Origin of the sequence: Sphingomonas gellani (assembly GCF_900110035.1) — a bacterium.
Lineage (GTDB): Bacteria > Pseudomonadota > Alphaproteobacteria > Sphingomonadales > Sphingomonadaceae > Sphingomonas > Sphingomonas gellani.
In genome coordinates this window covers 131,969-154,151 of the sequence record NZ_FOCF01000008.1, presented here as the reverse complement: position 1 = coordinate 154,151, position 22,183 = coordinate 131,969, and the positions used below count along the sequence as shown (strand labels likewise).

Annotated in this window: 14 protein-coding genes; 1 reads left to right on the top strand and 13 read right to left on the bottom strand. The window is 68.7% G+C overall.

The genetic code is table 11. The features are described from left to right. Window positions 1-124: 124 nt before the first annotated feature. Entirely contained in the window at window positions 125-2,419 is a 2,295-nt protein-coding gene (locus BMX37_RS15010) for a DNA translocase FtsK (protein WP_093666565.1), read from the bottom strand. 114 nt (window positions 2,420-2,533) lie between these two features. Between BMX37_RS15010 and BMX37_RS15005 the strand changes: the two genes are divergently transcribed. Further along, the gene (locus BMX37_RS15005) at window positions 2,534-3,748 is read left to right on the top strand and encodes a UbiH/UbiF/VisC/COQ6 family ubiquinone biosynthesis hydroxylase (RefSeq protein ID WP_093666626.1); all 1,215 of its coding nucleotides are present in this window, start codon (window positions 2,534-2,536) and stop codon (window positions 3,746-3,748) included. A 280-nt stretch (window positions 3,749-4,028) separates the two neighbouring features. On the opposite strand, the gene BMX37_RS15000 is transcribed toward BMX37_RS15005, so the two are convergent. From BMX37_RS15000 to BMX37_RS14945, 12 genes are all read right to left on the bottom strand, one after another. Next, window positions 4,029-4,229, bottom strand: coding sequence for a Trm112 family protein (locus tag BMX37_RS15000; RefSeq protein ID WP_093666564.1), 201 nt, complete (start codon window positions 4,227-4,229; stop codon window positions 4,029-4,031). Then, a complete protein-coding gene (locus BMX37_RS14995) occupies window positions 4,226-4,846 on the bottom strand; it encodes an LON peptidase substrate-binding domain-containing protein (protein WP_093666563.1) in 621 nt (206 codons plus the stop codon). Before BMX37_RS14995 ends, BMX37_RS15000 begins: the two co-directional genes overlap by 4 nt. Continuing rightward, window positions 4,843-5,739 (bottom strand): tetratricopeptide repeat protein, encoded by an 897-nt coding sequence (locus BMX37_RS14990; RefSeq protein WP_093666562.1) that lies wholly within the window; start codon window positions 5,737-5,739, stop codon window positions 4,843-4,845. Before BMX37_RS14990 ends, BMX37_RS14995 begins: the two co-directional genes overlap by 4 nt. A gap of 83 nt (window positions 5,740-5,822) precedes the next feature. After that, window positions 5,823-8,186 carry a bifunctional diguanylate cyclase/phosphodiesterase gene (locus BMX37_RS14985; RefSeq protein WP_244501622.1) on the bottom strand — a complete coding sequence of 788 codons (2,364 nt, stop codon included), beginning with the start codon at window positions 8,184-8,186 and terminating at the stop codon, window positions 5,823-5,825. 280 nt (window positions 8,187-8,466) lie between these two features. After that, window positions 8,467-9,555 (bottom strand): glycoside hydrolase family protein, encoded by a 1,089-nt coding sequence (locus tag BMX37_RS14980; RefSeq protein WP_093666561.1) that lies wholly within the window; start codon window positions 9,553-9,555, stop codon window positions 8,467-8,469. A 143-nt stretch (window positions 9,556-9,698) separates the two neighbouring features. After that, window positions 9,699-13,046, bottom strand: coding sequence for an error-prone DNA polymerase (locus BMX37_RS14975; RefSeq protein WP_093666560.1), 3,348 nt, complete (start codon window positions 13,044-13,046; stop codon window positions 9,699-9,701). A gap of 4 nt (window positions 13,047-13,050) precedes the next feature. Then, window positions 13,051-15,624, bottom strand: a complete 2,574-nt coding sequence (locus BMX37_RS14970) for a Y-family DNA polymerase (protein WP_244501621.1) — start codon at window positions 15,622-15,624, stop codon at window positions 13,051-13,053. Then, a complete protein-coding gene (locus tag BMX37_RS14965) occupies window positions 15,539-16,288 on the bottom strand; it encodes an ImuA family protein (RefSeq protein WP_244501620.1) in 750 nt (249 codons plus the stop codon). The genes BMX37_RS14970 and BMX37_RS14965 overlap by 86 nt, the downstream gene beginning before the upstream one ends. Window positions 16,289-16,781: 493 nt before the next feature. After that, on the bottom strand, window positions 16,782-18,329 hold the full coding sequence (locus BMX37_RS14960; protein WP_244501619.1) for a Y-family DNA polymerase: 1,548 nt from the start codon (window positions 18,327-18,329) through the stop codon (window positions 16,782-16,784). A 510-nt stretch (window positions 18,330-18,839) separates the two neighbouring features. Next, on the bottom strand, window positions 18,840-19,688 hold the full coding sequence (locus tag BMX37_RS14955) for a TorF family putative porin (protein WP_093666559.1): 849 nt from the start codon (window positions 19,686-19,688) through the stop codon (window positions 18,840-18,842). A gap of 155 nt (window positions 19,689-19,843) precedes the next feature. Continuing rightward, a complete protein-coding gene (locus BMX37_RS14950; protein ID WP_093666621.1) occupies window positions 19,844-21,325 on the bottom strand; it encodes a SulP family inorganic anion transporter in 1,482 nt (493 codons plus the stop codon). A gap of 77 nt (window positions 21,326-21,402) precedes the next feature. Next, entirely contained in the window at window positions 21,403-22,095 is a 693-nt protein-coding gene (locus BMX37_RS14945; RefSeq protein WP_093666558.1) for a carbonic anhydrase, read from the bottom strand. Between the last annotated feature and the right edge of the window lie 88 nt (window positions 22,096-22,183).

Sequence of the window (22,183 nt, the reverse complement as noted above, 5' to 3'; positions counted from 1 at the left end):
CTGTGGTCGGCGGCCGATCCGCCGAACGGCGCGCGCCTTAGCACGCCGGGCGCGGGGAGCAACCGAAAGGCCGGACTAGACTCAAGCGGCGGCCGAGCCCGCCGCCCACACCGCGGGGTTCGCGCTAGATCGCGTGCCCTTCCGCATCGCGCAGCACCTCGCGCCGGCCGACATGGTCAGGGCGGCCGACGATGCCGTCCTTTTCCATCCGCTCGATCAGGCGCGCGGCGGAATTGTAGCCGATCCGTAACTGACGTTGCAGCCAGCTGGTCGATGCCTTTTGCGATTCGCACACCAGCTGGATCGCGGCGCGATATTGCTGGTCTTCGGCCGAATCCTCACCAGTCGGCGCGCCCTCCATCGCGAAGCTTTCCGCCGGCTCCTCGGTGACCGACGAGATGTAGTCGGGCGCGCCCTGACCGCGCCAGTGTTCGGCGACCGCGCGCACCTCGTCATCCGATACGAACGGACCGTGGACGCGGACGATACCCTTGCCGCCGGGCATGTACAGCATGTCGCCGCGACCCAGCAGCTGTTCGGCGCCCTGCTCGCCCAGGATCGTGCGGCTGTCGATCTTGGACGTGACGTGGAAGGAGATGCGCGTCGGCAGGTTCGCCTTGATGACGCCGGTGATGACGTCGACCGATGGCCGCTGCGTCGCCATGATGAGGTGGATGCCCGCCGCGCGCGCCTTTTGCGCCAGCCGCTGGATCAGGAACTCCACTTCCTTGCCCGCCGTCATCATCAGGTCGGCTAGCTCGTCGACGATCACCACGATCTGCGGCAGCACGTCATATTCGAGCTGTTCGGTCTCATAGACCGGGCTGCCGGTTTCCGGATGGTAGCCGGTCTGGACCCGCCGGCCGAGCGGCTGGCCCTTCGCCTTGGCGCCGCGCACCTTTTCGTTGAAGCCGGCCAGGCTGCGTACGCCCACCGACGACATCTGCCGGTAACGGTCCTCCATCTGCTCGACCGCCCATTTCAGCGCACGCACCGCCTTGGCGGGATCGGTCACCACCGGCGACAACAGGTGGGGAATATCGTCATAGACGCTGAGTTCCAGCATCTTCGGGTCGATCATGATCATCCGGCACTGGTCCGGGGTCAGCCGGTAGAGCAGCGACATGATCATGCAGTTCAGGCCGACCGACTTGCCCGACCCGGTGGTGCCGGCGACCAGCAGGTGCGGCATGGGCGCCAGATCGGTGATGACGGGGTCGCCGGCGATGTTCTTGCCCAGGATGATCGGCAGGTTGGCGCTCTGGTCCTCGAACGTCTGGCTGCCGACCAGTTCGTGCAGCGACACCGATTCGCGCTTCGCATTGGGCAGCTCGATGCCGATCACGTTGCGACCGGGAATCACCGCGACGCGTGCCGACACCGCCGACATGTTGCGCGCGATGTCGTCGGCCAGCGCGACCACGCGGCTCGCCTTGATGCCGGGCGCGGGTTCCAGTTCGTACATGGTGACCACGGGGCCGGGGCGGACCTCCGTGATCGAACCCTGCACCTTGAAATCGTCCAGCACGCTTTCGAGCAGGCGGGCGTTGCGTTCCAGTGCGGCCTTGTCGATCGCCGCCTTGGGCGCGGGCGGCGCCTCGGTCAGCAGGTCCAGCGTCGGCAGCGTGTAGTTGTCGCGCAGGTCCAGCTTGCCCTGCGGCTTGGGCCGGGCGGCGGACGGGGCGAGCTGTCGATCGGCGATCACCGGCGCGGGGCGGGGATCGGGCGCGGCGACAGGGCGCGGCTGCGAATCGACCGGCTGGCGCATCAGTGTCAGCGGCTCGTCCAAGTCGTCGATCGGGGCGGGCGTCTCTTCACCCGAACGGCGGCGGCGCAGGTTGGGCGCGCGCACCTCCAGCTCCAGGCTGCGTGCCCAGACGATCACGCCCGCCACGCCAGCCAACAGCCCCAGCACCCGCGCGCCCCACAGGTCGAGCAGCGGCTGGTCGGCAAGCGCCAAGAGGCCGTGCGCGGCATCGACCACGGTCAACCCGATCACCCCGCCCCAACCGGCCGGCAGCGCCATCACCGAGGCGGCGGACACGAAGCTGAGCGCCGTCGCCATCAGCGCCACGCCCAAAGTCGCGCCGCGCAACATCGCGCCCCATCGCCCGACTGGCTGGTCGCGCCACAACCTCAAGGCGACGATAGGACCGATCGGCAGCAGCAGCGCGACCGCCGGGCCGAACAGCATCAGCAACAGGTCCGCCAGCCACGCGCCCGGCGCGCCGGCCAGATTGGCGACGCCCTCTCCGGCCGCGGTGTTCAGCGCCGGATCGCTGGCGCGGTAGCTGGCGAGCGACAGCGTGACGAGCAGGGTCGCCAGGATGATCGCGACCGACAGGCCCAGCGCGCCGCTGCGTACCGCCCCCGCCTTCACCGTCTCGCGCCAGAGCGCGGGCTGCGCGCGGCTCGCCATGATCCTGATACCTTTAAAATGTGCTTGGAATTGGCGGAAATGATCGCGCGCACGGGCCCCGGCGTCAAGGTGGCGGCGTTGGCAGCGGGGTTCCGCGCGGGTAGAGCAGGGCGCATGGACATGGATGTCATCATTCTCGGCGGCGGGCTGGTCGGTGCGACCCTGGCCGTCGGATTGTCGGCGCACGGGCTGTCGGCGACGGTGGTCGACCCTGCCGATCCGGCGATCACGCTGGCGCCCGGCTTCGACGGTCGGGCCTCGGCGGTGGCAAGCGCCAGCGGCCGGATGCTGGATGCGATCGGCGTCGGATCGCGCCTGGCCGGACAGGGATGCCCGATCGCGCGCATCCGCGTGTCGGACGGTCTTAAGCCGGGGCGGCTGGATTTCGAGCCGGCGGCGGACGACGGCGCACTCGGCACGATGTACGAGAACAAGGCGCTGCGTCGCGCGCTGTTCGACGCGGCGACCGGGGCGGACGGTGTCGACCTGCGCATGCAGACCCGCGCCGTCTCCGTGGAGCGCGGCACGGCCGGCGTGTCGGTCACGCTGTCGTCCGGCGATACCGTGCGCGCGCCGCTGCTGATCGCGGCGGAGGGGCGCAACTCCCCGACCCGCGCGGCCGCAGGCATCACCGTCGCGCAATGGCGCTACGACCATACCGCGACGATCGGTGCGTTCCACCACGAGCGCCCGCACGACAACACCGCGTTCGAGATCTTCTATCCCGCCGGGCCGTTCGCGCTGTTGCCGCTGCCCGACGATGCGATCGGCCATCGCTCCGCGATCGTGTGGACGGTGGCGAGCCGCGATGCCGCCGGCATGGCGAAGCTGGGCGACCGCGCGTTCCTGCACGAGGCGGAAAAGCGGATGGGCGGATTTCTGGGCCGGCTGTCCGATCCCAGTCCGCGCGGCGCCTATCCGCTGGGATTCCACCATGCCGGCCGCTTGACGGCGGACCGGCTGGCGCTGGTCGGTGATGCGGGGCACGGCATTCATCCGATCGCGGGACAGGGCCTGAACCTGGGGTTCCGCGACGTCGCCGTGCTGATCGAGGTGCTGGTCGAGGGCAAGCGGCTGGGCATGGACCTGGGCGCACCCGCGCTGCTCGACCGCTATGCCCGTTGGCGCGGCGTCGACACCTTCGCCGTCGCCTTCGCAACCGACAGCCTGACCCGGCTGTTCGGCATCCCCGGCCGCACCGCCAGTGCCGTGCGCCGCCTGGGCATCGGCGCGGTCAACGCCATCCCCCCGCTGAAGGACCGCTTCATGGCGGAAGCACGCGGGGAGAGCGGAAAATTGCCGAAGCTGTTGGAGGGCGTGAGAGTCTAGCGAATCGCATGATCCGCAGCGCCCGTTGGTTTTTCACTCTGCCGCTTGCGCAGTTGGGCGGCTGTGTCGTCGATGCGACACACCGCCAATGGAGCTTAGGCGCAGTCTTCTGTCTGGCTGCAAGACAGCCCGCGTGGAGCTGGATAGGTACAGCCATATGGCTCGCCTTGATTGCATCCTTGCCGACGGGTTTTGCCGCCATCAGGGTTCACAGCCTGCGCTGGGTGTACCTCATCCAATTAACATGTATTCCAGTCCTTGGAGCCTTCAGGCGTGGCTTCTATCCCAAGGAACGCTGTTCTGCGACGCCCCCTGATAAGGGTCTCGCCTCTTCCACCAGCATGACCGGCACGCCGTCCCGGATCGGGTAAGCCAGTCCCGCCGCATCCGACACCAGTTCTCCGGCCACTTCGTCATAGCGCAGCCGTTGACGGGTGACAGGACAGACTAGCCGCTCCAGCAGCCACGGGTCCAGGCTCATTGCAGCGTCACCCGCTCCTCGCCGTCATGGCGGCCGAAGAACTGCATCAACTGCATCGCCAGGTCGGCGCGGGTCTGAAGGTCGGCCGCCTCCAACAGCGCCTGCTTGGCCGCGACGTCGAACGGCGCGATCTGCGCGATACCGTTGACCAGGCTCTCATCGTCGAGCCGGCCGACCGCATCCCAATCGACCTGAAAGCCATGCGCGTCGGCAAAGCGGCGGGATTCGAGTTCCAGCGCCGATCGGTGCGCCAGCGGCAGCGTCTCGTCCTCCGTCGCAGGTACCAGCTCCGCCTCGACCTGGCGGAACTGCGTCGCCACATCCAGTTCGCGAAGAACGCGGAACAGGGACGCGCCCTCCAGCACCAGATTATATCGGCCGTCGTCCAGCGCCTCGACCTCCGCGATCCGCCCGACACAGCCGACATCGTACAGGGCGGGCCGATCCGCCTCGCCGCCGCCGGTGCGCGGCTGGATCATGCCGATGCGCCGGTCACGCGCCATCGCGTCCGACACCAGAGCGCGGTAACGCGGCTCGAAGATATGCAGCGGCAGGAACAGGCCGGGGAACAGCAGCGCCCCGGGCAGGGGAAACACCGACAGGCGGGTGCTCGTCATCCGAACAGCACGGCCGACAGCCGCCGGCGCTGCGCAGCGACCCACGGGTCCATGACGCCAACCACCTCGAACAGCTTCAGCAACTGCTGCCGCGCCGCGCCCTCGTTCCAGTCACGCTCGGCCGCCACGATCGCCAGCAGGTTGTCCGCCGCCCCATCGCGGTCGCCCGCCGCCATCTGTCCGTTGGCGAGCTCGAAACGGGCCTGATGATCGTCCGGCTGCGCGGCGACGCGTGCGGCAAGGCCCGACAGGTCGTCGACCGGCTGCGCCGATCGCGCCAGCGCCAGGGCGGATCGGGCGCGCTGCACGCCTGGGTCCTTGTCCAGTTCCGCCGGCAACGCTGCGAGCGCCTGTTCCGCCTCGTCGTGCATTCCTGCCGCGACCAGCGCGCGGGCCTGCCCCGACAGGACGGCGGGATGATCGGGCGCCATCTCCGCCAGTTGCACAAAGATCGACAGGGCGCGTTCGGCATCGCCCTCGTCCAGCACCTGCTCGCCCATCGCGATCAGCGGCTCCAACTCCGCCGCCGCATCCGCCGCCTCCGACTGGATCGGCAGCTGCTTCAACAGCTGGTCCAGCGTCGTGCGCAGCTGCGATTCGGTACGTGCGCTGGTCAGGTCGGCGACCAGCTGGCCGCCGAACATCGCATATACGGTCGGGATGGACCGGATCTGGAATTGGGACGCGATGAACTGGTTCTTGTCGGTGTCGATCTTGGCCAGCACCACGCCCTTGTCGGCATAGGCGGCGGCGACCTTTTCCAGCACGGGGCCCAGTGCCTTGCACGGCCCGCACCATTCCGCCCAGAAATCGATGATCACCAGCTTCGTCATCGACGGTTCGACGACGTCGCGGCGGAACGCCTCCACGGCGGTCTTGTCGGCGGGGGACATGCCTAGGGTGGCCAAGTGAGAACTCCTGCTGCTTGCCCGCTATGTGGAGACGCCACGGCCAAGCGCCAAGCGCTTTGTGGCTATCAGGCCGCCGGCTGGCAGACCGGCTCGCAGAGGAGCGCGCGGAATGCACCCAGCGGGATCGGGCGGCTGACATGGAAGCCCTGGATCGTGTCGCACCCTTCCGCGACGCAGAAATCATACTGCTCGGTGGTTTCGACGCCCTCCACCGTGGTGGTCAGGCCCAGGCAGGCGCCCATGGTGATGATCGCCCGGACGATCGCCACGCTGTCCGGATCGGCGGGCACCTGCCGCACGAAGGACTGGTCGATCTTGATCTTGTCGAAGGGAAAGCGGCGCAGATAGCTGAGCGAGGAATAGCCGGTGCCGAAATCGTCCATGGAGATGCGGACGCCGGACGCGCGCAACCGGGTCAGCGTCGCCATGGTCTGCTGCTCGTCCATCAGCAGCACCCCTTCCGTGATCTCCAGCTCCAGCCGTTCGGGCGGCAGGCCGGCGGCGGACAGCGCCTCCGCCACGGTCTGGGCCAGCGTCTGTTCCCGGAACTGCGCCGGCGACAGGTTGACCGCGACGTTGATCGTGTCGGGCCAGCGCGCGGCGTCGGCGCATGCGGTACGCAAGACCCACGCGCCAAGCGGCTGGATCAGCCCCGTCTCCTCCGCCAGCGCGATGAAGTCGCCCGGCGGGATCAGGCCGCGTTCCGGATGTCGCCAGCGCAAGAGCGCCTCGGCAGAGGTGATCTTGCCGGTGCGCGCATCCACCAGCGGCTGGTAATGCAGCTCCAGCTCCCCTTCCGCCAGCGCGCGGCGCAGCCCAGCCTCGATCACCCGCCGCTCGCGCGCCTTTTCGTCCAGCGCCACCGCGTACCGGCGGGCCGCTCCCTTGCCCTCCGCCTTGGCGGAATACAGCGCCACGTCGGCGGCGCGCAGCAGTTCGCCGGGATCGTTGCCGTCCTCGGGCGAGCAGGCATAACCGATGCTGGCACCGACATAGACGGCCTGGCCGTCCAGCATGAAGGGGCGGTTGCCGATCCCCTCCACCAGCCGCGCCGCCAATGCCGCCGCAGCCGCCGGCGTCGCGGCCGCGAGTTGCAGCATCGCGAACTCGTCGCCGCCCAGGCGGGCGATCAGGTCGTCGTTGCGGGCCAGCGCGCGCAGGCGATCCGCGACCATGCGCAGCAACAGGTCGCCGGCCGCATGACCCAGCGTGTCGTTGACCGGCTTGAACCGGTCCAGGTCGATCATGAACACCGCGAAACCCTGATCCCGCTCCCGCCGCGACGCGGCATGCACGGCAAGCAGGTCGAAGAAGCGGGTGCGGTTGGGCAAGCCGGTCAATGGGTCGCTGAACGCCAGGGTGCGCATCGTTTCCTCGGTGCGCAGCCGTTCGCGCTGGTCGCGCACCGCGATCACCGTCTGGGACCAGGATCCCATCGGCACCTCCGACCGCAGGATGCGGACGGGGATCGGCTGACCCTCCGCCCCGATCAGTTCGGCCTCCCGCTCCTCGCGCTCCGGCAGGCTCGACAGATCCAGGCCCGGCAGCAGGGAGCTGACGAACGCGCCGCTCAGCGTGCCCGGCGCATGGCCGGACAACCGCTCGACGCTGGCATTTGCGGTCGCGATCACATCGTCGCGACAGATCAGCAGTCCTTCCAGCGCGACATCGGCCAGCGCCCGGAACCGCCTGCGATCAAGGCGGCTGCGGGCGCGGGCGCTCAGGTCGAACCACCAGCCGATCACCGCCAGCGCCAGCAGCGCCAGGCTGACGCCGGCCACGATGGGGGTGATGGTTTCGGGCGATACCGCATCGGCGGGCAGCATGCGGCCATGGTCGCGGTGCAGCTCCATCGCCGCCATACCACAGACATGCAGCACGGCGATCGACACCAGCAGCAGCGGCGCCGCCAGACGCCGCAAAGGCCGCACGGGATGCGCCGCCGCGACCAGCGCCAGGCCGGAGATCGGCAGGCTGACCAGGATCGACGGAACGACCAGCCACAGGTCCCACTGCACCGTCCCCTCGACCAAATAGGCCGCCTGTCCGACATAATGCAGCCCGGCGACTCCGCCGCCGACGATCAGTCCGGCGAGGAAGCGGCGCACCAGCCCGCGTCCGCCGATCGCCAGCACCATGCCGATCGCGATGCCGCCGATCACGCACAGCAGCGATGCGACGGTCAGCAGGGGGTCGAACGCGGCCGGCATGCCGGGACGAAAGGCGAGCAGCACGATGAAGTGCGTCGCCCATGCCGTGCACCCGCTGGTGACGATGCTGACCACGTTCCAGACCAGCCGGGCCCGTCCCGCGGACCGCACCGCATGGGTGGATATGGCGAACGAGGCATAGACGCCGATCGCACAGACCAGACCCGCGGCCATCACCAGCCGCGCGTCGTGCATGTCACGCATGCAGGTCAGGATCATGTGCAATCGTGCCAGCATAAAGGCGGCAGGATGCCACCCAGTGCTTAACGACTCAGTGGCGACACAGGCTTAAGCATTTGTGAAAGGCGACAAACTGCCGTCTCGCCAGGGGTCGACATGCGTCGGCTTCAACGGACAGGCCGGTGCGACCTGCCGCATGTTCGACCCCGGCGCGTCCTTTCCTCCCCGTCACCGAGGCAGCAACGCACCGGCTCCTGTCATGAGCAGCACAAGCCACGCCCAGGCAGCTCGCACCCCGTTCGTGGCACCCACTACCCGCCTACTGCCCCGCCGGGCCATTGGCAGCGGGTGGGAATGCCGCGAGCAGCGCGTCATACTGCCGCCGGTCGATGGCGATCATCGATCCGTGACGCAGGCCCGCCGGCATCGTGTAGCGATCCCATTCTGCGACGCCCGTATTGCCCGACACCTGATACCATGGCCCCGCCAGGCGCGGCGCCTTGGACAGACCATAGCTGGTGCCGGCATATTGCTCGTAATAAAGCAGCCAGTCGCGATTGCCGGGCGCCCGGATCAGGGTCGGTGCCTCCCGGAAATTGGGGCTGAGCGACGGTCCGGGCAATGGAAAGGGGCCCGTCAGCGTCGGCCCGCAGCTCATCCGTACGGTTTTGCCGGTCGTCCAATTGTACGACGGATACCGCTCGTCCTTGATGATCGCGCAATATCCCGGCGCGCTGTCGTTGGGCACGACAAAGGTGTCGATCGTCGCCATGTCCCAGTCGAACAGGCGGCGCGGCTTGGCGGCGAAACGCTTCAGATCGGGCGACAGCACGTACAGGGTGCGCTGGCTGGCCCAATAGCGTTCGGGGTCCTCGGGAACGCCGGGCACGGTCGCGGTATGCCAGGTGAGCAGGAAACGGCGGGACGCCGCGTCGAAGAACAGCTTGGGCGCACCGATCCGCTGCATCGCGTTCGGCAGGTCGGGGATGTTGCGCAGGTCGGGCTTGTACGTGCCGAACGGTGACCAGCGCACCAGGTCGTCCGATACCCAGAAACGGATCAGCGGATCGTCGTCGCTGCGGTTGCCGACTAGGTAATAGCGTCCGTCACCGCCGCGCGCGATCGATGCATGGCCATGATAATCCTCCGACACCGGCCTGCCGCCGTTCAGCTGCTGCCAGTGCAGCCCGTCCCGGCTGACCGAATAATACAGGATGCCGTAGCGTTCCTTGGTCATGTGCGCGAACAGATAGGCCGTGTCGGGATCGACATAGGGCGTCTCCGGCGCGCCGGGCGGCACTTCGCGCATCTGCGCCTGCGCGAGCGGTGCGACGGCGGCCGTCGCCAGCGCGCAAAGCAAAGCGCGGATACTGTGCCGCCATCCAGGCCGTGGCCGTTCACCCGTCATCGGTTCTCTCCCATGCTCTTCCGCCCCTGACGAAGCCTGTCAAAATCGTGCCCCGATGCTGGTGGCGTAGCACGAAGCAAGGTGCGGCGGCCCGCGATCATCCGCATCCGGTCGCCTGCACACAAGCCCGTCGCGCGGCCGCGTCAATGAAAGTCGTGGCTGCGGATCGGGATCACGTCCTCCGGATCGCAACCGTTGCGGAACGGCGGGTGGTAGTCGCTGCGAATGCGCGCCTTCCAGCCGGGATCGCCACGATCGAGAGAGCCGGCATGCGTCGCACCGTCGCCGGGACTGGTCAGGCGCGGCATGTCGATGTCGCCGACCTCGCGCAGCATCGTCGTGCGGTCGTGTATCCGGTCCGCGATGACGTGGATCACCTCCCCCTCGCGCTGGACGATGCCGGTCACGCTGATCATCGCCGACGACATCACGACCGTGCGCTGCGCCTCGAAACGGTCGGGCCACAGGATGATGTTGGCCACCCCGGTTTCGTCCTCCACGGTGATGAACAGCACACCCTTCGCCGATCCGGGTTTCTGCCGGACCAGGATGATGCCGGCGACCTCGACCCGGCGGCCGTCGCGCGTGGTGCGCAGATCGGCGCAAGGGATCACCCGCTGTCGCGTCAGCATGCCGCGCAGGAAAAACAGCGGATGCTTGCGAAGCGTCAGCTGCGTAGCGCGATAATCCTCCACCACCTCGCGCCCCGCGGTCAGGGGAACGAGGCTGACCGGCGCCTCGTGCCGTTCCGCCATTTCGAGCAGCGGCAGCGGCTTTTCACCCAGCCCGCGGATCGCCCACAGCGCCTGTCGCCGGTTCAGCCCCAGCGCGTGGAACGCATCGGCCTTGGCCAGTTTCTCCAGCGTGGAAAGCGGCACGCCCGACCTGCGCCACAGATCCTCGACCGACCGGAACGGTGCGGCGTCGCGGGCGGCGATGATACGCGCCGCATCCAGTGCCGCGACCCCGTGCACGATACGCAGGCCCAGCCGGAGCGGCAGGCGGGCACGCGCGCCTGCGTCCCGATCGCCCTCCTCACCCTCGCTCCGATCGTAGTCACCATCCACCAGTTGCGTGTCCCAACCGCTGTCGACGACGCACACCGGCCTGATCTTCACCCCGTGATCGTTCGCGTCGCGTACGATCTGCGCCGGGGCGTAGAACCCCATGGGCTGCGCGTTCAGCAGCGCGCAGCAGAACACGTCGGGATGGTGGCACTTCATCCAGCTCGACGCATAGGCGATCTTCGCGAAACTCGCCGCATGACTTTCCGGAAAGCCGTAGGAGCCGAACCCCTCGATCTGCTTGACCAGCCGTTCGGCGAATTCGGGGCCGATGCCCTTTTTCGCCATGCCCGCGATCAGCTCTTCTTTGAACTGGCCGACGCCCTGGGTGTATTTGAACGTCGCCATCGCCTTGCGCAGTTCGTCGGCGCGCGCGGGGGTAAAGCCGGCCCCCTCGATTGCCACCTTCATCGCCTGTTCCTGGAACAGGGGCACGCCATAGGTCTTTTCCAGCACCGCCTTCAGCGCCGGGCTGGGGTAATCGAACGCGATGTCCGGGTTGCGGCGTTTCTGTTCGCGCCGCTTCAGATACGGGTGGACCATGTCGCCCTGGATCGGGCCGGGACGCACGATCGCGACCTGGATGGCGATGTCGTAAAAGGTGGTCGGCAACATCCGGGGCAGCATCGCCATCTGTGCCCGGCTTTCGATCTGGAACACGCCCAGCGTGTCGGCCTTCCGGATCATGGCAAAGGTTGCCGGGTCGTCGACCTGCAATGCCTTGTGGTCGAGCGTCAGGTGGATGTCCTTGTGCCGGGCGAGCAGGTCGAACGCCCGCCGCATGCAGCCCAGCATGCCCAGGCCGAGGATGTCGACCTTCATCATGCCGACCTCCTCGATGTCCTCCTTTTCCCATTCCACGACCCGCCGCTTCTCCATCGCCGCGGGTTCGATCGGCACCAGCCGGTCCAGCGAGTCGCGGGTCAGCACGAATCCGCCGGGATGTTGCGACAGGTGGCGCGGCGTGCCGATCAGCTCGCGCGCCAGTTCCAGCGTCAGCGCCAGCCGCGGATCGCCGCGATCCAGGTTCAGCGCGTCGACGTGCCGGTCCGCGACACCTTCCTCCGACCAGCCCCACACCTGTCCGGCCAGCGCCGCAGTCATGTCCTCCGGCAGGCCCAGCGCCTTTCCCACCTCCCGCACCGCGCCGCGCGCGCGAAAGCGGCTGACGACCGCGGTCAGCGCGGCATGTTCATGGCCATAGGTTTCGTAGATCCACTGGATCACCTCCTCGCGGCGCTCATGCTCGAAATCGATGTCGATATCGGGCGGCTCGGCGCGGTTCTCCGACAGAAAGCGCTCGAACAGCAGCTGGTGAACCACCGGGTCGATGGAGGTGATGCCCAGCACGAAACAGATGACGGAGTTCGCGGCGGAACCCCGCCCCTGGCACAATATCTCCTGGCTGCGCGCGAACTCGACGATCGAATGGACGGTCAGAAAATACGCCGCGTAGTTCAGCTTGGCGACCAGCCCCAGTTCCTTGGCCAGCAGGTCGCAATACGCGCGCGGCGGCTCGCCGTCGAAACGCTGTTCGAGTGCGCGGACGGCCAGCTTTTCCAGCGCCTGTTGCGGCGTGTGGCCCGCCATCACCGCTTCCTCGGGATACAGATACTGGTCGCGAAGATCGCGCGGCGAGAATGTGCAGCGTTCCACCACCCCCTCCACCGCCGCCAGCGCTTGCGGAAAGCGGGCAAAGCGGCGCGCCATCTCGGCCGGCGTGTGCAGGCACCGGTCGGCCGAACGCTCTCGCCGCAGGCCCAGGTCGTCCACCGTACTCTTTTCCCGGATCGCGGTGACGACATCCTGCAACAGGCGGCGATCGGGATGGTGGTACAGCACGTCGCCGGTCACAAGCGGGGTCAGGCCGTAACGATCGGCGGCCACCACCGCCTCATGCAACAGGCGCGCGTCGTCGGGCCGGCGCCTTTGCGTCAGGCAGATATACCCCCGCGCATCGCCGGACCCCTGCCCGAACAGGTCGGCCATCCAGCGCAACTCGCCCGCCTCCGCGCCGTCCACGCCCGGCACCAGCGCGGCGACGAGTCCGCCGGCATGGTCGGCCACATCCTCCCAGTGCAGGAAGCACCGCCCTTTTTCGCCATGCTGCGGACGTGCCCGCGCCTTGCCGATGGTCAACAGCCGCGTAAGACAGCTCCACGCGGCCAGATCCTCCGGCCAGACCAGCAGCGACGCGCCGGTGACCAGGTCGAGCCGGCAGCCGGTGACCAGGCGGACGGGATGGCCCTGTTCGGAGGCTTCTTGCGCCGCCACCATCGCGCGAACGATGCCGGCGACCGAGTTGCGGTCGGTGACGCCCAGCGCCGGCATGCCCATGGTCGATGCCGTCGCGAACAGCTCCTCGCAGGACGACACGCCGCGCAGGAAGCAGAAATGGGTGGAAACCTGAAGCTCCGCATAGGTCATCGGCTCAGTTGCCCAGCCCGTGGACGAACCAGCTCAGATCGCCCGTCTGCTCACGCATCCCGTCGCCACGGCGGAACAACCAGAAACGCTGGCCCGATTCGTCCTCGACCCGGAAATAATCGCGCACCGCCTGCCGCTCGGGCGCACGCCGCCACCATTCGCCCGCCACCCGCTCCGGTCCCTCGGCCCGCACAACGCGGTGTGCCACGCCCCGCCAGCTGAAGCGCCTGGGCGGCTGGTCGGGCATTTCGGCCAGCACATGGTCGATCCGTTCCGGTCGGCGCAGCAACCACACGGGACGCGGCCAGCGCGGGTGCCAGGGATGATCGGGCGTTCGGGCATCCAGGCGCCGCACATCGTCCTGGCGCAGCGTGGGTGCCCGGTCCTGCGGCGGATCAAGCGGCGCGGTTCTGGTCCAGCAGCGTTCGGGCACATCGCTGTCGACCGGGGTCGCGCGCCACAGCCGGTCCGCGCCGATGCGATTCGCCAACGCGTCGATCAACGGCGCGAGATCGGCCGCGCACTCCTCCGCCAATGCCGGCGAAAGCGCCTCCGCCCCCAGCGGATCGGCGCGCCGGACGATCAGCGCGATCGCGTCGATGCCATAGCCGGGCTCGATCTCCTCGATACGCCGCAGCGTCAGGCGAAGCATGTGCGCCGCATCGCGCGTCGGCCGCGCGAAGCCGAGTCGCAGGCGCTGCGGCACGCCGTCCACACGGGCGGCGATCATGTCCACGCTTCGTGCGCCCTGCCCCGCCTCGGCCAGTTCGATCACCAACCGCTCCATCAGCGCCCGCAGCCAGTGTTCGATCGCCTCAGGCGTCGCGATCGGCTCCGCGAAACGCTGTTCGACGATCAGGCACGTCGGTGGCACCACCGGCTCGAACGGTTCCGGCGCACGCCCGATCGCCTGATCGATGCGGTCCACGACCAGACGTCCGAACCGCCGCACCAGCGGCGCGCGTGGCAGATCGGTCAGCTGGCCGATGCGATCGATGCCCAGCCGCGCAAGCAGTTCCAGCGCAGGCGACTCCAGCCGCAACGCCGCCACGGGCAGTGCCGCCAATGCCTCGCTTTGCCCGCCCGGCGGCAGGATCTGCACCGGGTCGTCGCGTCCGAAGCGCGCCAATGCCCAGGCCGCACCCGCCGTATCCGCCACCGCCACGCGCCCGGCGACGCCATGTCGCGCCAACAGGCGCAGCAGCCTGCAGCAGAAGCGCGCTTCTCCGCCGTGAAGATGCGCGACGCCGGTCAGATCGACGAACAGCCCGTCCGCGTCGGAGATCGCCACGGTGGGCGCCCAGCGCCGTGCCAGCAATTCGGCAAGCGCGGACAGGTCGGCGGCGTCGCCCGTCGGGTTCGCATCCCGCACCTCCAGCCCCGGCACCTGCGCCTTTGCCATGGTCAGCGCGGTGCCGGCACCGATGCCGAGCGCGCGCGCGGCGCTGTTCGCAACGGCGACCTCCACCCGCGATCCCACCTTGCGCACCGTGACCAGCGGCGGCTCGTCATGGCCCGCCCGCTCCCCGGCGGCGGCCTCGTCGTCGCCGCACACGCGTGCCACGACGTCGGCCAGCGTGCGCCCGGTCTGGAAAATCCGTCCCTGACCATAGGTCGGCGCGGTCGGCTCGCTGCGCCCGTGATTATCGGGATGCGGGCCCTCGCCGGGGAATTGCACGGCGGGCATGGCGGCCAGTTGCTTCAGGCTTTGCGCCACATTGGGCGGAGAGACATAGCCGGCCTCCCCGCCATGCCCATCACGCGCGCTGCGCCGGTGCGCCTTGATCGCCCTGCGCACCACGACGTCCTCGCCCGGACCGTTCACCGGGGGCATGGAGGCTAGTCGGCGCAGGGGCGGCGCCTGATCGTGATGGCGGCTCCGCTTGTTCCCATCCCCCAGTGCCGCGCCCCGGCCGGCCTTGGCCGGCGCGTCCTCACCCGCAAAGCGCACCGGGGGCATGGCCATGCGGCGCCCGGCGCCGAACTCGTCGGGGGGCATGGGCCGGAACGGGTTGTCCAGCACCTCCGTCTTGCGCGACAATTCCTGCAACGACGGTCGGCGGTGTTCGGGCAGGCCGTCGATGGCCGCCTGCAGATCCTCGCCCATCCAGCCGCGGGTGCCGGGACGGAACAACGGCTCGGCCGCTTCGGTCCGCCGCGCCATCTCGCGCAGGGGCGCGGGCGCGGCGACTCGCTCCTCGGCCGGCCGGGTCAGCCCCTTGCTGAACGCGTCTCCCGCGAACGGCGCGCCCGCGGCCTCGCTGGTCCGGCCCAGTTCACGCTGCGGCGGGCGACGATGCCCCGGCAGCGATGCGATCGCGGCCTCCACCTGTTCGCGCGTGTCAGCCAGCCCGCTGCCCCCCGCATCGGGATCGCTGCGCGCCCAGCGTGCACCAGGCCGCCAACCGCCCTGCTTGGGCACGGAACACTGCTGCGACCGCTCCGCCGCCGCGTCCGCGCCGATCGCGTGAAATGCTGCGCGGCCATCGGCTTCAGCCGAAGGCGCGCGTCGGCGCTCGATCCTGCGCAACCGGTCGATCGACCAGCTGGGCAGGTAGAGCGAGGCGACCCGCTTCATCGGAGCCCTCCACCACCAGTTCAAATGGATCGCCGCCGCGCTGGCGCACGCAGTCCAGGTGCCAGCACGCCCGGCCCAGCCCGCCCCAGGGCACCGGTGCCGACGGCGCATGTGCCACGCGCCAGCGCGTCACCGCGGCGGAGGGCGCGTGCAGCGGGTCGGTCCCGTCGCGCATCGGCCGCCGCAGCAGCAGGGCAACCGTGCCGCCACCCTCCGCCGCAAGCTGGAGCCGGCGGGCCTGCGCCATCTGCATGCGCCTGGCCTCACCCACCACGGCACCCAGGCCGCGATGCCTCAGCCCCTCCTCCAGCAGCGCCAGCAACTCCGCATCGTCACGCGCCTCCGCATAGACCACGCGGCAGGCGGCAAGACCCGCCTGGTACAGCCCCGGTGCGAACAGGTCGCGGGATCGCACCACCCATAGCACATCGCCCCGCGTTCGTGCGGCGATGCCGGCCACGAACAGCACGGCGGCGGCATCGTCACCCCAGTTCGCCCCGCGCGACGACACCTCATGCAGCGCATCGAGCCGCAATCCGCCATCGGCGAGTCGACCGTCGAGATCGGCACATCCGAATGCCAGAATCGGCCGCTCGCGCACGTCGCCGGTGATGGCTCGCAAGCTGTCCCGAAGCTCGGCAATCGTGGGGATCGGATCAGACACAGCGACTCGCAACCAAGATTGTTCGCTATTTGTTCCAGTATGCGCGGCGCAGTCAAGGGCGCCTATCCCGCTGAGATCGGATGGTTCTCGACCTTGCTTCCCGATGATCGGGAGCGTTCAGCAGAATCGCTGCATTCGTTCCGATATCCCCCTATACGGGCCGACAGCAGCAGCCTCGGCCAGCCGCAGGGAGCCACAAGCCCATACCGATGCCGAGCATCCGATCTGTCGCCACCACACGACCATCCGCGAACGATCAGCCATGGCTCACAAGAGGCGCCCCGCCCCTGCCAGCACTTCCGATCACAGCGCACGCCACCTGCCCAGACTCACCACGACCGCGATCCGGAGACGCTTCACCGCCGCCAGCGACGACCCGCCAATGAACCCCGCAGGCACGTCTCACGCCCGCCCGGCAACCTTGCCGTGCATATCCACAGGCGCCGCGCCGCGCGGACCACGAACGCCGGCACACGCCCTCAAACCGGCGACATCACGCGAACAGCCCATGCACATACCAGCGCGGCGGCACTTCATCCCCTTGGCCGCCCTGCCGGAAGATCCAGAAGCGGCGGCCGCGCCGGTCCTCCAACCGGAAATACTCGCGGGTCGCCACGGCGGGTTGACGATGCCGCGCGGTCCCCACGATCCGCTCGGGCCCCTCTACCCGCGCGACATCGTGCAACTTTCGCTGCCAGCGGAACCGTGCCGGCGGGCCGTCAGCCGATCCAGTGGCAAGCGACTCGATCGGCTGGGGCGGATCGAACAGATGGATCGGACGAAGCGGCGCCTCCCCGACCTGCGACTCAGTCCAGTTCGCCGGAGCCTGCGTGTCGCCCGCGACCGGGAGGCTGAGTTCCACCTGTTCCGGCGAACGCTGCCTCCGGCGTCTCGTACGCACGTTGTTATCGCCCGCCAATGGCTGACCCGGCAGAGGCTCGACGGGCATTCGCTGATCGCCGCCGCCCTCCAGCCGCAATTGGCTGGCGTCGAGCGGCTCCGCCAGCACGACATCCAGCCGGATCAGGTCATAGCCGACGCCGGATCCGATCGGATCGGACAGCCCGTCCATCCGCTCACGCAGCAGCCGGACCAACATGGCGGAATCGCGGATCTGGTGTTCTGCCCCGACCCGCAGCCGTTGCACCTGCCCGTCGCTGCGGAACAAGTCGGCCTTCCACAATCGGCCACCCGATCGTCGGCCTTCCAGCGCTTCAATCGCTTCACCGGCAAGCTCGCCCAGGATCAACAGACCATCCGCCTGTTTGACAGGCACGGCAAGGCGACGCTCCGCCCGGATCGGCTCCACCCTGGCGCGTGGGGCAGCGGGTGCTTTCCCCTCCTGCGTCAACTGGCGGAGAGCGGTTGCGGCCTCCTTGCCGAAGCGCGCGGCGACACCGGACGCCGGCTGCGCCATGACGTCACCGATCGTCTTCAGCCCGGCTTGTGTCAGCGCGGCCTCATCCTCCGCATCCAGCTCCAGCGCGGCGACCGGCAGGCGGCGCAGCGCCCTCGCCTCGTCGGGCGCAGGGGCGCCGGAAAAGCGGGCGAGCGCACGGGCGGCATGCGGCGTGTCGCCGAACGCATGGCGCAGGGTGATGCCCCGGCGCGCCAGACGCTCCTCCACGTCCGTCGCCAGCCGGCGTTCCGAATCGGACGCGTAAAGGCACTGCGTCACGTCCAGTGTCAGCGCATCGGGCGGGTCCAGCGTCACGGCATCTGTGTATCGTTCGCAGCCGTCCGCTAGCCGCTCCAGCCAGTCCAGATCGGCATGGGCGTCGTGCGGGAACACCGTCAATTCCGGAACCTGCGCCTTAGCCTCGGCCAGACTCAGCCCCGGCCGCAACCCGTGGCGTGCCGCCGCCGGATCGACGGCAGCGAGCCGCGCTATGCCCCGCACCGTTTCCGTGAAAGCGATCGGCGCATCGTCGCGTCCCACGAACACATGTGGCCGGTCGGCCCGCAGCCGCTCGCTCGGCAACCAGGGGAATACCAGCGCGAGATAGCGGCTTGTGCCGGAGGGTCTGCGCAGCGCGGTCACGTTTCGGCTGCCGACACACAGCAATGAGGAGCGCCAGCGTACGGGCGGCAACCTTGCCTCACGCCCGCCTCGCACGCGTGTGCCATGTGCGAAGACGACGGGGCACACAGCGAACTGGCCGCTCGCGCGTCATATGGCACCGCTGCACCCCGTCGGCGTCTGGCCACAGGTCCCGAGCATTTCGGTACAATGCGCGCATGCAGCGGCATCGGCCTGACGCTGGCCACGTCCATCGCTGGCACGACTCGCCTGACAGCGAACCCGACCGAGCGGACGGACATAGGCGAGACGCCGACGACCCTCCCGCCGCCGCACCTCGCTTTGCACGCAGAAAGTGCGGCCACGCGCCGACTCAGGACGGGCAAACGATTCGCTCACCCGAGTTCCTGTAATGTTCCAACCACCTGCACGCCAAGGCAGAATCGTGCAGGCGTTCGCCGAACGTCCCCGTAACCTCAGCCAGGTCGAGCCCCGGCACGGCCCCGAGAGGCCATGGCCGGGGCCCTCAGGTCAGAACGCCGCCGACAGGGCGAACACCACCTGCGATCCCGCGATCGAACCGCCATCCTTCGTGGATGCGAAATTGGGCAGCAGGTACGCCGATTCGCGGCGGCTGATGTCGGTGTCGACATAGGCGACGCCGACGGTCAGCGGCGTCCCCTTGATCGCGTAGTCGGCGCCCAGCATCCAATCCCAATATTTGCCGGTCGGTGCCACGCTGGTGCCGTTCGGGCCCAGGCCGCGATTGCCGTCCGAATAGCCGATATGCGCCTTGGCAGTCAGGCCCGTGCCAGGAATGCCCGCATTGGCATCGCCCCACAGATACAGATTGTCCTCCTTGTCGCCCGGATCGTCATAGGTCCCAGCCGCCGCCGATGCGCCGGAATAATACCAGCGGCCCAGCGCCTGCTGCTTGGGGGCATAGGCGACACCGGCGGTCAGGTTGAGCGGCCCGGTGGTGCCCGACAGCTTCACATAGGGTTCCGCAAAGTCGGTCTTGTCGGCACCGCCGGGATACACATACCAGGTCAGCCCGACGTCCAGCGTGCCGCCGCCGCCGATCGGCGTCTTGTACCCGCCGATCAGGTCCAGTTCCATGTTGGCGCCACCGAACGTGCCCCAGCCGGACAGGTTCGACGCCCATGTGCCGATGTAGAACCCGCTTTCATGGGCGATGGTCAGGCCGCCCTGAACGGCCATCTCCTCGTCGGTCTGGGACACGCCGCGAAAGCGATAATCCGACACCAGCCCGACACTGCCGGACACCGTGATCGGCTTGGGCGGTGCGGTATCCTGCGCGAATACGGGTGTGGACAGGCCGAGCGTCACTAACGCCGCGGCAAAACCAAGGGACTTCATAGGAACCTCCGTCTGAAAAGAGGCTCCTCCTGCATCCGCTGCCGACCGCTCGTTGCGGGGCCGATCATCCGGATGCTGCACATGCTAACGACGCGGGGGACCGGCATCAATCCCCCGCGTCGCCGTCGTCGACCCCGCTTTCGTGGGTCGCTCTCCTAACCCAGTTCGACCTTTGGCGAGCTGCCGGTCACCAATACCGGCGCACCCGATGCGCGCCGGCGTTGCAGCCAGTCGCGCAGCAGTTCCAGGCTGCTATGGTCCGCCGCCGGAACCTTGCTCATGTCCAGCGTCACGGGGCGGCCCGCCGGAATCCCCTCCAGCGCGTCCGACAGCTTCGGGATCGCCACGAACGTCGCCGCGCCGTCCAGCGCCAGGCGATGACCCGCCTCGTCGTGATCCTGATAGATCTTCAGGCGCAGCCGCTTCAGGTTCGGCACCAGTTCGAGCAGCGACAGGCCGATGCCGACCAGCACGCCGGTCAGCAGATCCTCCAGCACCACCGTCAACAGCGTCGCGGCCCAGATCACCGGCGGCAAAAGGCCATGGTCGCGCGCCAGATGTTTCACATGGACCAGATTGACCAGCCGAACCCCCGTGACCACCAGGATCGCGCCCAGCGCGGCCATCGGAATCTCCCGCAACACCCACGGCAGCAGCGCCACGAAGCCCAGGATCCACGCGCCGTGCAGCATCGCGGACGCCCGCGTCACCGCACCCGCCTGGACGTTGGCGGAACTGCGCACGATCACCCCCGTCATCGGCAGCGCGCCGGCCGCGCCGCACAACAGGTTGCCGATGCCCTGCGCGCGCAGTTCCTTGTTGTAATCGGTGCGGACGCCGTCATGCATCTTGTCCACCGCCGCCGCCGACAACAGCGTCTCGGCACTGGCGATGAAGGCGATGGCGAGCGCGCTGGTCAGCACCGCCGGGTCCAGGAACTTCGCCAGGATACTCGCATCGGGCAGGGTGATCGCCGCCGTGATCGATTCGGGCACGGCGACCCGCGTCACCGGCAGCCCCAACATGAACGCAGCCAGCGTGCCCGCCAGCACCCCGACCAGCGCGCCGGGCACCAGCCGCAGCGAGGCCGGACGCAGCTTCTCCCACCCCAGCATCGCCGCGATGGTCAGCAGGCCGATGCCGAACGCCGCTTCCGTCGCGGAGATGTTGGTCGGGTCGAGCCCGAGCATCCGGCTGGGTATCGCGGCCAGGTTCTGGAGCCCGCTGGGCAGCGGGCGGGCGTCGAACAGGACGTGGAACTGACCCACCACGATCAACACGCCGATCCCGGCCAGCATGCCGTGCACCACGGCCGGGCTGATCGCCTTGAACCAGCCGCCCAGGCGGAAGATGCCGGCCGCGACCTGGATCAGGCCCGCCAGGATCAGGATCGGCCCTAGTGCCGACAGGCCCTGGTCGCGCACCAGTTCATAGACGATCACCGCCAGACCAGCAGCCGGGCCGCTGACCTGCAATGGCGATCCCGCCAGCGCGCCCACGACCAGCCCGCCGATGATGCCCGTGATCAGGCCCTTTTCCGGCGACACCCCGGACGCCACCGCGATCCCCATGCACAGCGGCATGGCCACCAGGAACACGACGATCGATGCCGTCAGGTCGCGCCCCAGGAACTGCATCCTGGGGACGGAGACGCCCGGACGACCGGGTTCGCCCGTCACCCGCGCGGATACGGTGTCCAGTGCCGCCGGCGCGCTCATTCCGCGGCCAGGTCGAAATCGTGCGCGCGACGCTCTGCCGCAGGGAGCGCGACCGGCAGCGGGCGATCCTCGCGGATCGGCATGAAGCGACCGCTCTCACCGTCCAGGGCGAGCAGCGTGCCCTCGCCGATCTCGATGAACCAGCCGTGCAGCGCGATTTCGCCGCGTGCGATACCGGCCGCGACGGAGGGGTGCGTGCGAAGATGCGCGATCTGCGCGACGACATTTTCCAGCGCCAGCGCGTGGACACGCTCGCCATCGTCCAGTTCCGGATAGCTCTGGTCGACCACCTGCCGCGCGGCAGAGCCGTGACGCAGCCAGGATGCGACGTTGGGCATCGATTCCAGCTTCTTCGGATCGCCGGCCAGGCCCTTCATCGCACCGCAGTCGGAATGGCCGCACACGATGATGTCCCGCACGCCCAGCGCCACCACCGCGAATTCCACGGTCGCGGACACGCCGCCGATATTCTCCATGAACGGGGGCACGATGTTGCCGGCGTTGCGGCACACGAACAGGTCGCCGGGCTGCGCCTGCATGATATGTTCGGGGACCACGCGCGAATCGGCGCAGGAGATCATCAGTGCCTTGGGGCTCTGACCATGGCTGGCGAGCTTCGAATACAGCGCTTGCGCCTCGGGAAAGACCTGCTTTTCGAAGCTGAAGACGCGGCCGATGAGTTCGTTCATGGCGGGTGCTCCTTGATGGCGCCCGCAGCTCGGGCGCTTTACGGATCACCTGCTAGCGACGCTGCGTTGCTGCCCGGCCGCGCCCTTG